Source organism: Limnospira sp., from assembly GCF_051859755.1.
GTDB lineage: Bacteria > Cyanobacteriota > Cyanobacteriia > Cyanobacteriales > Microcoleaceae > Limnospira > Limnospira fusiformis.
In genome coordinates this window covers 54,458-67,845 of the sequence record NZ_JBIMLI010000008.1, presented here as the reverse complement: position 1 = coordinate 67,845, position 13,388 = coordinate 54,458, and the positions used below count along the sequence as shown (strand labels likewise).

Sequence of the window (13,388 nt, the reverse complement as noted above, 5' to 3'; positions counted from 1 at the left end):
TGTTACCTTAACGGGTAATAGTGCTATCGTCGCATTGTCAGGCAATAGCCGGATAAATGTCGCGTAAATGTATCAGCAGGGTCAAAAGTGAAAATAAGTTTATGTATTGCTGCTATCTCTAAAATTAAGCTTACTATAGACCCTATCCCAGTTATCCTCGGAAAATTGCCTAGAGGTTTGCTCGGTTAACATCACTGGCAGAAATCGAATTATGATCAATACCGTTAAGCAACACAAATTCTTCCTAGAGGTGACAGCCTTACTGTCTGTGGGTTCCGTCGTTACAGGTTATACCAAAGCTGCAACCCCGTTTTACACACATTTTTCGGAACCTACTGTTAATAGTATCACCGCTAGTAAACTGCTGGATTTTGCCAAAAAATTGGGGGAACCATCTCCCGGCTTGAGTCAGGAAAAATTAGCCAAATCTGTGGGAGGTGCGATCGCTTTAGGGTTATTGCAAATAGCCCAAAAAAAAACCTATCAACATATCGCCAGAGAATTAAAGCATTTAGCTAAACATACTCAACAATACTGGCTACAAATCGAACACAGTAGCGAAGGTATAGCAGACTATGAGGCGATCGGTGAACACCATTTGCGTTATACATTAGCAGCTAATGGGTCAGATATTTTCCTGAAAACTCTGGATCTGCAAAGTTGGGAACACTTAATCACCTGGTTAATGGAACAACATAAATCCCATTTATCCCACGGTATTCACTATTACCAAGATGCCATTAAAGCTATTAGCCAACATTTGCATAAACGGTTCGCCCATAATCTCACAGAAATCTGGAAACAAGATGCTGCTAAAGGGGGTAAAGTTTTTCATAGTATGGTATTAGACTTGCTGCGAGATGGTCAAACCTCAGCCCATAAAATTGCTATTACCCAACAAGACATCCTAACTATTTTAAAACAGTTGAACACTGGACTACAGGATAAACTAGAGTCAATTCAGGAAGCCTTAGAGCCATATTTTGACCAGAGCAAAACACCTTTTACGATTTCGCCACAATGCGAAAGTATCATAGCTGATACAACTAAGTATTTTGTGGGGCGGACTCATGTTTTTGAAGCCATTAAGGAGTTTTTGGAAAAAGAACCCCCAGGTTATTTTGTCTTGGAAGCAGATCCCGGCTATGGAAAAACCTCTATCCTGGCGCGTTGTGTGCAGTTATTTGAAGGTCATTGCCTGAGCTATTTTAACAGCCAATCTTTAGGGAAAGTGACCGCTCGACAATTCTTAGAAAATATCTGCACTGAACTAATTGAATATTATCAACTGGACTATACCAGTTTACCAGAAAATGCCCTCCGAAATGGTAAAGTTTTATCACGGTTGTTAAAAGAAGCCAGCCAGAAGCTACCCCGGGGCAAAAAGTTGGTGGTAGTAGTGGATGCTTTAAATGAGGTGGATTTGTCGAGTCAAACACCGGGAAGTAATGTGCTTTACTTACCGGATAAACTGCCGGAAAATGTCTATTTTATCATCTCGAAACGTGATGAAAAACTGCCTTTACCCGTCAGTGACAATAAAACCATCTGTAATTTAAGGCAGTATCGGTCAGAAAGTGCTTGGGATGCTGGTAAATACACCAATAAACGGCTGTCGCAAAGTCGCTTTATTCAACAGTGGATGGCATCACAAAAGTTGACCTCGGAACAGTTTTGTACTCAACTGGTCGCCAAAAGTGAAAATAACTTTATGTATTTGCGCTATGTGTTGAATGATATACATAATGGGGTGTATAATGGTAAAACTTTGGCAAGTTTACCGATTGGCTTGTGGGGGTATTATAAGCACCACTGGCAGATGCTGAGGATTAACCACAAATCCTTACCTATGGCGCAAATTCGTGCTATTTATGTATTATCAAAAGTGCGCGAACCTGTGTCTTGTCGTTTGCTGGCTAAGTTGACAGGAGTGGAAGAATCGGTGCTATCTACATTCCTGGAACAATGGGATCAATTTTTGCAGGTGCAAATTATTGACAACGAAACTCGATATAGTATTTACCACGGGTCTTTTCATGATTTCCTGGAAAAGCAATCGGCTGATTCTGGTGTGAATCTTGAAGAACTTAAACGTGGTATTGTGGAGAATTTAGCGAAGGGAGCGCCTTTATGACCCAAAATCTGGCAAATTGGCTGACTGAACAGTTACCAGAAGACCGTCTCCATGTGTTACGACACCAACCTATTTATCTGGCGGAAATTAAGGATATAAAACGCTTGGTTGATTGGTTAATGGATTTTGGCTTTTTGGAACAAAAGTTAGCCAATGTGGGGATCGCGGCGATAATTGATGATTATGATTTAGCCTTACCTTTAGTGTCCCCAGGTCAGCAACGGGTTTTCCAATTGATTCAAAAGTCTTTGTTGATGTCTTCTCATATCCTGGAGGAAAATAACGACCAGTTGGCGGAACAGTTGATGGGACGGCTACTGTATTTCTCGGAAGAGGGGATTAAGGGTTTTATTGAACAGGTGAAACAATACCAGCAGCGGTCTTGGTTTTGTCCGCTGTTTCCCTGTTTTGATTCCCCTGATGGGGTGCTGATTCGGACTTTGGAGGGTCATGAAGACTCGGTGAATGCGGTGGCGATTACTCCTGATGGTAGGGCTGGTGTGTCGGCTTCGGGAGATACTACTCTAAAGTTGTGGAATTTGAAGACGGGACGGGTAGTGCGATCGCTTCAGGGTCATACTTGTAGGGTCTTGGCTTTGGCGATTAGCCCTAGCGGTAAGCGGGCGGTTTCGGGATCCTATGATAACACTATCAAAATGTGGGATTTACGGACGGGTGAAGAGTTGCGATCGCTTGTCGGTCATGGGGATTGGGTGACAGCGGTGGCGATTACTCCGGACGGTAAACGCGCTCTGTCAGGCTCAAAAGATACTACTATCAGGCTGTGGGATTTGGTGACGGGGGAGGAAATACGAACTTTTACCGGTCACGGGGATTTGGTGGCGGCGGTGGCGATTACTCCGGACGGTAAACGCGCTCTGTCGGCTTCTTTTGATAAGACTCTCAAACTCTGGGATTTACAAACCGGGGAAGAGTTGCGATCGCTTGTCGGTCATGAAGGTTCAGTTTGGGCGGTGGCAATTACTCCGGACGGGAAACGCGCTCTGTCGGGGTCCTTTGACCAAACTCTAAAACTCTGGGATCTACAAACCGGGAAAGAGTTGCGATCGTTTGTCGGTCATGAAGACTCGGTGAATGCGGTGGCGATTACTCCGGACGGAGAAAGGGCTTTGTCGGGGTCTTTTGATAAGACTCTCAAACTCTGGGATTTACAAACCGGGGAAGAGTTGCGATCTTTTATGGGTCATTGTCGTTGGGTGTGGGATGTGGCGATCACTCCAGACGGTACGCAAGCACTATCGGGTTCTTTTGATAAGACCCTCAAACTCTGGGATTTGGGTACGGAAGAGGAGTTAGATTGTTTCCACGGTCATAGTCATGCTATCTCTGCGGTAGCAATTACCCCTGATGATAGGTTTGCTCTGTCGGGTTCCTATGATGAAACTCTCAAGTTGTGGGATTTGCGGACAGGACAGGAGTTGCGCTGCTTGGTGGGTCACAGTGATTGGGTCAGGACGGTAGCCATTACCCCAGACGGTAAACGGGCTTTATCTGGGTCGGAAGATACTACTCTCAAGCTGTGGGATTTGGAGTCGGGACAAGAATTATATTCTTTGAATGGTCATACTGACCCGGTTAGGGCGGTGGCGATTAGCCGTGATGGTCGGTGGGCGCTTTCGGGGTCGGAGGATAACACCCTGAAACTTTGGGATATGATCACTCTCAAGGAAATTCGGTCTTTTAGCGGTCATGATGATTCCGTTTCAGCGGTGGCGATTAGCTGTGATGGTAGGTGGGCGCTTTCGGGGTCGGAGGATAACACCCTTAAACTCTGGGATTTACAAACTGGACTGGAAGTGCGATCGCTTGTTGGTCATCGCCGCTGGGTTGATGCGTTGGCGATTACCCCAGACGGTAAACAGGCTCTGTCCGGTTCCTTTGATGATACTCTCAAGTTATGGGATTTGCTCACCGGGCGAGAAGTGCGATCGCTTGTCGGTCATCGGCGATCGGTTAATGCTGTGGCGATTACCCCAGACGCTAAACGGGCTGTGTCCGGTTCTTTTGACGATACCCTCCTGTTATGGAATTTGAACACCGGAACCGTCCTCGCTAAGTTCATCACTTCTTCTGCTGTCCGATGCTGTGCGATCGCTTCTGATGGCCGTACAGTGGTCGCTGGTGATGGCGGCGGACAAATGTATTTTTTGAGTATTCAGGGCTGAAACCTCCACCCCCCCTAAACTACCACCCCTTTAGGTTTTTCTGTGTTGAACAAAAAATCAAGCGTATAGCCATATCACCCCCACAGTCTCATCATAGCTGGGGGCTGATGATTTGTCAACCCCCTACCCCCAAAATCAGGCGATTTTTTTGAGGTGTTGAACAAAAAATCATCTAGCCCAAAATCATTTAATAGAAGCCATATTTTTAGGGATTCTTTTAGGAGGTGATACGCGCCGCCGTTTGGGTTTAAAAGGATTTTTCAGCCAGTTTTGGAAACCATCAACATAGGTAAACCAGACGGGAACGACAATCAAAGTTAAGAGGGTAGATGTAGTCATTCCACCAATAACAGCGATCGCCATAGGACTGCGTACCTGAGAACCTGCGCCCCATTCCAAAGCAATAGGTAACATACCAGCGATGGTAGAAAAAGTGGTCATCAAAATAGGTCTCAGTCGGGAGCAGCCAGCTTCTAGGACTGCATTAAATCGAGACATTCCCATCTGTTGATTAGCCATAGAACAATCGACCAAAAGGATGGCATTTTTAGTTACCAAACCCATCAACAAGACAATACCGATGAGAGCAAATAAGCCCAACTCTTTTTGAGTAATCATCAAGGCTAGTAATGCGCCGCCGAGGGACAGAGGTAAAGCCATCAAAATGGTAACGGGGATAATAAAGTTGTTGTAAAGCAATACGAGGATGGCATAAATCCCCAAGACAGCTAAACCCAAAGCGGAGAGAAAGCGGGTGAAGACATCAATCATAATTCTAGCATCACCTTCGGACTGCTGTTGTACATCAGGCGGTAGAGGGTTCATAGCTGGTAAAGCCTGTACCTGTGCGAGAGCATCACCCAAGGAAAGACCTTCTAAATTAGCCTCCAATTGTACTTGTCGGGAACGGAAATAGCGGTCAATAGTAGCGGGACCGCTACCGATAGTAATATCAGCGACCGCAGAGAGGGGAACTAATCGACCATCCTGGGTAGGTATGCGTAAATTTTCGATCGCATCAAAATTGTTGCGAAACTCCTCAGCCAATTGTACTCGGATAGGAATTTGGCGATCGGGTAAGTCAAACTTAGCCAAATTGGACTGATTATCACCCAAGGTAGCTAATAAAGCGGTACGAGCGATCGCCTGTACAGAAACGCCCAAATCTCCAGCCCTTCTAGGGTCAGGACGAATCAAGATTTCGGGTCTGACCAAACTAGCGCTAGAGGTAACTTCTACGAGTCCGGGAATTGACCGCATTTGTCTTTCCAAAGCATTAGCAGTTTCTAACAAAGAATCGGGGTTATCACCACTCAGAACAATAGATAAATCTTTCCCGCCGCCACCTGCACCTTGGGACTGAAAGCTAATTCTCGCGCCAGGAATTTGAGTAAAACGGGTTCGCATTTGTGCTTCAAATTCCGCCTGGGATAGGTCCCGTTCATCGGAGGGGACTAAATTTACAGACAGGGTAGCTCGGTTAACTTCTACGACACCTTCCCCACGATTTCCCAAGACTGCTAAAACGTTGTCAACGGCGGGATTTTCGGCTAAGAGTGCGATCGCTTCCTGGGTGGTAGTTTGCAATTCAGCTAAAGTAGAACCGGGTGGTAATTCCAGGGAAATGGTACTTAATCCAGTATCTCCACTATTAAATAAGCCTCTGGGGATGAGGGGAACTAATTGTAAACTCGCGACAAAAAAGGCGATCGCTAATAATAGGGTAGTGATGCGGTGTCGCAAAGACCAACCCAAAAGGCTGCGATAGGGAGAGAAGCGCCGCCGGGTGTGATTAGTGTCAGTTTTGGGAGGTGTTGATTTTTGTTGAAGTAACCTAGCGCCCAATAGGGGAGTCATGGTACAGGCGACCAGGGTAGAAAACATGGTAGAGGTGGCGACTGTGACCCCAAAGGGTTGGAAAAACTGACCGGGAACTCCTCCCATAAAAGCGACCGGAAGGAAGACAGCGACAATGGTGGCGGTGGTAGCGACTACGGCTAATCCAATTTCGCGGGAAGCATCAATAGCAGCTTTAAAAGGAGGTTTACCCATCTCAACGTGCTGATCTATATTTTCCATCATACAGATAGCATCATCTACTAGGTTTCCCATGGCTAAAGCTAGGGCTAATAGAGTCATCCCATTGAGGGTATAATCGAACATCCGCATCACCAGGAAGGTGGGTAAAATCGATAAAGGTAAGGCGATCGCGGTAATTAAAGTGGGTCGCCAGTTTCGCAAAAATATACCGACCACCACAACGGTTAAAATGGAACCGATAACTAAAGCATCCACTGAGGCTTGATAGGACTCGCGAATAGAGTTAGCCCTGGTAACAATTAGTTCTAGGTTAATGTCTTCTGGGAGTGTCTTTTGTAGGTCTACCACCCGATTGCGAATACCTTGTTCTACAGATACTAGGGTGCTTCCGGTACTACGGAGGACAGAAAAGGCGACGACGGGAGTACCCATTTGACTGTTAGAGTCGAGGGGAAAGTCAGCAAATTTGGCGACTTGGCGGACTTCTGCTAAACCATCGGTAACCGTGCCAATACTGGACAGGGGAACTGAGTTACCATTGGGGAGTATAATTGGATAGTCTCTTAATGCTTCGACGGTTTGGGCGCTTCCGAGGGTGCGGATACTTTTTTCACTACCGCCTACTTGCGATCGCCCTCCGGGAAGGTTAATATTAAAGGCACGAATTTGGTCGTTAACTTGGGTAGTGGTAAGGCCCAGACCCTGAATGCGATCGGGGTGAAGTTCGATGCAAATTTCTCGGTCAACTCCTCCGATTCGCTGAATTTGGGCGACACCGGGAACGTTAAGTAAAGCGCGGCTAATGTTGCGATCGACAAGATCGCTAAGTTCTTCTACTGAGCGAGTGGGTGATGTTACTGCGTAGGTCATAATCGACCCGCCCGCAAATCGGAGACGCTGTACAATGGGGTCGTTAATATCTTGGGGTAGGCTTTGGCGAATTTGGGCGATCGCATTACGGACATCATTAGTAGCGCGATCGCTATCGGTTCCCAAAACAAAACTCACCGTAGTGGTAGATACTCCGTCTCTGACGGTAGAGGTAAGTTGGTCAATATTTCCTAATCCGGCGATCGCATCTTCTACCGGTTTAGTTACCTGATTTTCCAATTCATTAGGACCCGCTCCCGGTTGTGTAACTGTCACCGTAACAGCCGGAATATCTATATTAGGAGTATCATCAATTCCCAGTTGAAAAAAAGACATCACCCCCACCAGAGTCAGAATCAAAAACAGCACCAAAGTGGGAACAGGTTGTCGAATCGACCATTCGGAAAGATTAAAACTATTTTTAGCCATAATTTATTAATTAATTCCCGGTTATCTTATATAATCAGTTTTGGTTGCCAAGAGGGAAAGGCTTTAATAGCTTTATTTCTCCCGTGGATGTTAAAGGTATAGGTCTAGGGGAGAGTAGACTATTGTACGCCAGCCAATGTATCCACCACAGAATGTGTGTGCATTGACTGGAGATAGAAATGCGATCGTCCCCAGCACCTAGTCTAGCATTTGCAGATGACAATGGGGAAAGTGTCCGGCCATGTTAAAATGATAAGTTGGCTTGACTATGACTAAACTTGACCACTTCTAAAACACTTGTCAGGTGTGGGAGTGGTTTTTGTGGTTTAGTGGCTGTGATGTGTATATCTACCAATTAGCTTAATTATGACTGATGCGATTCGCTTTCTTATGTGTCCCCCAGATCACTATGATGTAGATTATGTGATCAACCCCTGGATGGAGGGTAATATTCATAAATCATCCTACGATCGCGCTGTAGAACAATGGCAGAAACTTCACCATACCATTAAAGATCATGCGATCGTCGATCTAGTGCAACCAGAGAAAGGTTGGCCAGATATGGTGTTCACAGCTAACGCCGGACTTGTCTTAGATAAAACTGTCGTTATCAGTAGGTTCTACCATAAAGAACGCCAAGGAGAGGAACCCTATTTTAAGGCGTGGTTTGAAAGCCAAGGATTTACCGTCCACGAACTCCCCAAAGATCTCCCTTTTGAAGGCGCAGGAGATGCTTTATTAGACCGTGAAGGGCGCTATTTATGGGCGGGATATGGTTTCCGGTCTGAACTCGACTCTCACTCGCTGTTGGCGGAATGGTTGAATATAGAAGTCCTATCCCTGCGATTAATGGACGATCGCTTCTATCACCTCGACACCTGCTTTTGTCCTTTAACCGGGGGTTATTTGCTGTACTATCCCCCAGCTTTTGATTCCTATTCAAATCGTCTCATTGAACTGCGAGTTCCCCCAGAAAAGCGCATTGCTATTGATGAACCAGACGCGGTTAATTTCGCCTGTAACGCCGTCAATATTAACCAGACGGTGATTATGAACAAAATCAGCGATAACCTGAAATCAAGGCTATCTGAAGCCGGATTTAATGTCGTTGAAACTCCCCTGACCGAATTTCTGAAAGCTGGAGGGGCGGCGAAATGTTTAACTCTGCGGGTAACTGAACCCATTATTGAGGATCGCCATGCTGCGACCCAACTCGAAAGCCGCACAGTCTGTTTACAGGGTCACTTGTTAGATGCAGGTTTAATTAACCGCGCCTTAGATCTAGTCGTCGAAGGTGGCGGTAGCTTCCAAGTCCAGAATTTTAATCTAGGAGAACAGCGCCAAAGTACCTCTAGCGCCCAAATTAAAATCTCAGCCCCCTCTCATGAGGTCATGGAAGAGATTATGAGTCAACTTATTGATATCGGCGCGTTTTCTCTACAAGAGGATGTTCAAGATGCGAAACTGGAAACTGTCCATCAGCATGGTGTCAGTCCCGATGATTTCTATGTGACTACCATTTATCCCACAGAAGTACGCATCGCCGGTGAGTGGGTCAGAGTTCAAAATCAGCGCATGGATGGTGCGATCGCTGTTACCGAAGGACCCTCAGGACCGATCGCCCGTTGTAAATTGTTGCGAGATCTCGAAGTTGGCGAAAAAGTAGTTGTCGATGTTATGGGTATCCGCACTATCCGCAAAGCTGAATCTCGTGAACAGCGTAATAATCAGGAATTTGGCTTTATGTCGGCGGGGGTTTCTAGTGAACGGCGCGTAGAATTGATCGTCGAACAGGTAGCCTGGGAAATGCGCCAAATTCGCGATCGCGGTGGTAAAGTCGTCGTCACTGCTGGTCCTGTGGTTATTCACACTGGCGGATCTCAGCATTTGTCTCGTCTCATTCGCGAGGGTTATGTCCAGGCTTTATTGGGCGGAAATGCGATCGCTGTTCATGATATTGAACAGTCCATGATGGGAACTTCTCTCGGTGTCGATATGAAACAGGGAGTCGCCGTCAAAGGAGGACACCGCCATCATCTCAAAGTGATTAATACTATTCGGCGCTGCGGTAGCATTGCTAGTGCTGTCCGACAGGGAGTAATCACCAGTGGTATTATGTATGAGTGTGTCCGCAATGATGTTCCCTTCTCCCTGGCGGGTTCCATCCGCGATGATGGCCCTCTACCTGATACCCAGATGGATTTAATTCAAGCACAGCAGCACTATAGCCAGTTGCTACAAGATACCGACATGATTCTGATGCTCTCTACCATGCTCCATTCTATCGGTGTCGGCAATATGACTCCATCTGGGGTTAAAATGGTTTGTGTGGATATTAACCCGGCTGTGGTAACTAAGTTAAGCGATCGCGGTTCCGTTGAGTCTGTGGGTGTCGTCACTGATGTGGGGCTGTTCCTCAGCTTGTTAGTCAAACAACTTGACCGGTTGACCAGTCGCTATGATGCCAAAACTGCCGTCTAACCATCCATAATTACACCATGCCACAAGTCTCCCCCGATCTAATCATCGGGGAGATTAGCATCTGCTCTATACCCCATCAAAACAAACTAGGACCTCCTACCGTTTACCACTGGCGGGAAGTCCTAGTTCATAATTATCCTGGCATCTTGCTATTTTCCCAGGCAGCTACCCGCCAAGTATCTTCGCCGTTTCAGCGTTTCACATCCGAGTTCGGGATGGATCGGTGTGGTTCCACTGAGCCATAGACACCAGGAAAGCCCTAAAATCTCTCTCTGGTTGCGATCGCTTTAGCGTTTTCGCCGCTTCTCTCTCTCGCACAGTTATTAATAGTAGGGGATAGTTCAGGAAATGTCAACCCCTAAATCAAACTTTTTTTGAGATTTCCTCAAACCCCTGATAGACAAGGATTTGCCGCCCATCGGATCGGCACAATCGCCTCTAAATCTAATTGGGCGGCGACTGGGGCTAATTGTTGTAGGTCTGTGGGATTGTCCAAATAGGGAATCACACCCAAAACCGGAATTTGGGTGAGGGAGGTAATCAGATCCGCCGGAGTCCAATTCTCAACATCCTGGGGTTCTGTGGGTTGAAGACAGTTAAGGACAATGCCGCGCAAATTTACTTTAGCCTGTCTAGCGAGGGCCACATTAGCCACAGCCTGAGCGATCGCCCCTAGTCGCACAGGAACCACCAAAACCGTCGGTAAAGCCCAATCCCGCGCCAAGTCAGCCACAGTCAATTCCCTAGTGACAGGGGAACCCAAACCGCCCAAGGCTTCCACCAGGACAAAATCTCGCTGTTGCTGAAGGTTGACCAAAGCTGACCAAGCCTGATTAAGTTCTACCCGGCGATTTTCCTTTTCCGCCGCCAAGGGGGGGGCGAGGGGTGCATCAAAATAAATCGGTGCGATCGCCTCTAGGGACTCTTCGCGTAAAAATAGGCGTTGATACAATTCGCGATCGCCTATTCCCGATTGAATTGGTTTGAGTACACCCCAACTCAGGGACTTTTGGTAACTGTCAAAATAGGCAATTAACGCGCTAGTTAAAACCGTTTTTCCGGCTTCCGTATCAGTTGCAGTAATCAGCAGGGTATTTTTCACAGTTAGTATGGCGCGATTAATTTGTCAAGATTCTTAACCTCATTATTCCCCATACCATCCACCTCCGCCTCTGGTTCCGGGAAAAAAGTTGGCGGTTTTTCCGATGGTTTAGGGTTCCCACTCAGATCAAGATTCCTCTCTTGGTTTTCCGGTATAGGTTCCGGCTTGGGTTCCGGTTCCGGTTCCGGCTTGGGTTCCGGTTCCGGTTCCGCTATAGGTTCCGGTTCCGGCTTGGGTTCCGGTTCCGGCTTGGGTTCCGGTTCTGGTTCCGGTTCCGGTATAGGTTCCGGTTCCGGTATAGGTTCCGGTTCCGGTATAGGTTCCGGTTCCGGTATAGGTTCCGGTATAGGTTCCGGTTGTGGTTGTGGTTCTGGTTGTGGAATGATGGGAGGTAAAGAGTTAATCAATTCCAACTCTAGGGTGTATGCAGTCTCAGACAATCCTGGGAGAGTTTCCAGGATAATGGTATAGTCACCATCAGCAAATAAAGGACCCTGCCAAATTGATACCCCAGTCGCGCGGGAATTAACCGGGTTGTTGTCAGGTCCGAGTAATGTCAGTAAAACACCATCCCCAGTAACAGAGAGATAAAGCTGTTGTCCTTCCGTAGCCGAGAGGACATATTCAGATAGTTGGTTCGCGGCGATCGCCCCTTCAACAACAGTAGTATCTCCCGCCGCAATATCTAAGCGTCTAGTTGAGACTTCCGGTTCCGGTTCCGGTTCTGGTTGTGGTTGTGGTTGTGGTTGTGGTTGTGACTCAGATTCTGGTGGTGTCGTAGGTCTAGGTTCCGGTCTAGGTCTAGGTTCCGGTCTAGGTCTAGGTCTAGGTTCCGTTTCAACATTAGTAATGGGGTCTGGGTCTGAAGTTGACCCGGTAGAGTTTAGTAGATAGCTGACCAAACTCCAAGACCCATAACCCGCGATGATAGCCACAGCAATTCCCGCCGCCATAACAGCAACTGGGTTATTCCAGAAAGACTGAAGGGAAGGGGTAGATATCACCGGAGTAGTTTGATGATTAGACCCCGATCGCATAGAGACAGGAGATCCCACCGCCAGAGTTTTGAGTCCTGATAAATTCGGGTCAGTAGTGGGGGGAGTCGGTACAATTCCAGAGAGATTATTGAGAGCCTGTTCTACTTCCCTAGCTGACTGATAGCGATCGCCAGGATTACGGCTCAACATTTTATTGAGAACCGTGGCCAGTTGAGGGGTGACAGTCGCCCAAGGTTCCCACATCCAGGTTAAATTTTGTTGGTTAATTAAATCTTGCGGTTCTCGTCCAGTCAGCAGAAAAATCGCCGTTACCGCCAAAGCGTACAAATCGCTGCTGGGGGAAACCTTCCCCATTTGCATTTGTTCAGCAGGAGCATAACCCAATTTTCCCACCCTAGTTTGACCCACCGGCTGAGTTAGACCCGGAGACTGAATATAAGTCGCCTGTTCAATAACTACCCCAAAATCAATCAAAACCGGGAGCTGATCGCGATCGCGACGGATAATATTATCCGGGGAAATGTCGCGATGAATAATATTGAGACCATGGAGATGTTCCAAAACCGGTAGCATTTCCTGAAGGAAAGTTATCACCTCAGCCTCAGCAAAAGTGCGAGGTTGACCCACCGGGGCATTTTTCCGGTCCTTGAGCAGCGCATAATAGGTTTGACCCTCCACATAGTCTTGAACCAAAAACAAGCGCTGATTTTCCTCAAAAACCGCCCCAAATTTGGGAATTTGCGGGTGTTGGATTTGGTAAAGCACCTGAGCTTCCCGCCTAAATAGTTCTTTAGACTTTTCCCAAGCATAGGTCCCCATTTGCACCGGGGTAAATTCCTTTAACGCGCAATACTCATTAAAGCGACCAAGATCTTCAGCCAGATAAGTTAAGCCAAACCCCCCCTGACCCAAAACCCTGATCAAGCGGTAGCGATTTTGTAAAACAGTCCCTAGTGGAATAGCCGATTGCATAGAATTGATACTTGTCATAGGTTACAAATTAACAGATAAATCAAAGCGAAGCCGTCAAAAAGTCTTGATTGTGCCCCCCTCATTTGTGTTTAACAACATTTTTAACCATGTTTCCGTGAACCTTCCCTTTCCGTCGCTGTATTATTTCGTCTAGTCTGGTCTGAATCAATTTACCC

General features: G+C 46.9%; 6 protein-coding genes and 1 rRNA gene. 3 read left to right on the top strand and 4 right to left on the bottom strand.

The features are described 5' to 3' along the window. Positions 1-211: 211 nt before the first annotated feature. Together ACTIE0_RS02845 and ACTIE0_RS02840 are read left to right on the top strand one after the other, a co-directional pair. A complete protein-coding gene (locus ACTIE0_RS02845) occupies positions 212-2,134 on the top strand; it encodes an ATP-binding protein (RefSeq protein WP_006623435.1) in 1,923 nt (640 codons plus the stop codon). After that, positions 2,131-4,320: a WD40 repeat domain-containing protein gene (locus ACTIE0_RS02840; protein WP_006670656.1), complete on the top strand. Its 2,190-nt coding sequence runs from the start codon at positions 2,131-2,133 to the stop codon at positions 4,318-4,320. The genes ACTIE0_RS02845 and ACTIE0_RS02840 overlap by 4 nt, the downstream gene beginning before the upstream one ends. 183 nt (positions 4,321-4,503) lie before the next feature. On the opposite strand, the gene ACTIE0_RS02835 is transcribed toward ACTIE0_RS02840, so the two are convergent. Beyond that, positions 4,504-7,659 carry an efflux RND transporter permease subunit gene (locus ACTIE0_RS02835; RefSeq protein ID WP_006623433.1) on the bottom strand — a complete coding sequence of 1,052 codons (3,156 nt, stop codon included), beginning with the start codon at positions 7,657-7,659 and terminating at the stop codon, positions 4,504-4,506. Between the two features lie 366 nt (positions 7,660-8,025). On the opposite strand from ACTIE0_RS02835, the gene argZ reads away from it, so the two are divergent. Further along, positions 8,026-10,140 (top strand): bifunctional arginine dihydrolase/ornithine cyclodeaminase, encoded by a 2,115-nt coding sequence (gene argZ, locus ACTIE0_RS02830; protein WP_006670657.1) that lies wholly within the window; start codon positions 8,026-8,028, stop codon positions 10,138-10,140. 136 nt (positions 10,141-10,276) lie between these two features. On the opposite strand, the gene rrf is transcribed toward argZ, so the two are convergent. The 3 genes from rrf to ACTIE0_RS02815 all read right to left on the bottom strand — a co-directional run bounded on the left by rrf (position 10,277) and on the right by ACTIE0_RS02815 (position 13,230). After that, a 5S ribosomal RNA gene (gene rrf, locus ACTIE0_RS02825) occupies positions 10,277-10,393 on the bottom strand. Positions 10,394-10,525: 132 nt separating this feature from the next. Further along, positions 10,526-11,242, bottom strand: a complete 717-nt coding sequence (bioD, locus tag ACTIE0_RS02820; RefSeq protein ID WP_006623430.1) for a dethiobiotin synthase — start codon at positions 11,240-11,242, stop codon at positions 10,526-10,528. Positions 11,243-11,244: 2 nt separating this feature from the next. Further along, a complete protein-coding gene (locus tag ACTIE0_RS02815; RefSeq protein ID WP_006670658.1) occupies positions 11,245-13,230 on the bottom strand; it encodes a serine/threonine-protein kinase in 1,986 nt (661 codons plus the stop codon). Between the last annotated feature and the right edge of the window lie 158 nt (positions 13,231-13,388).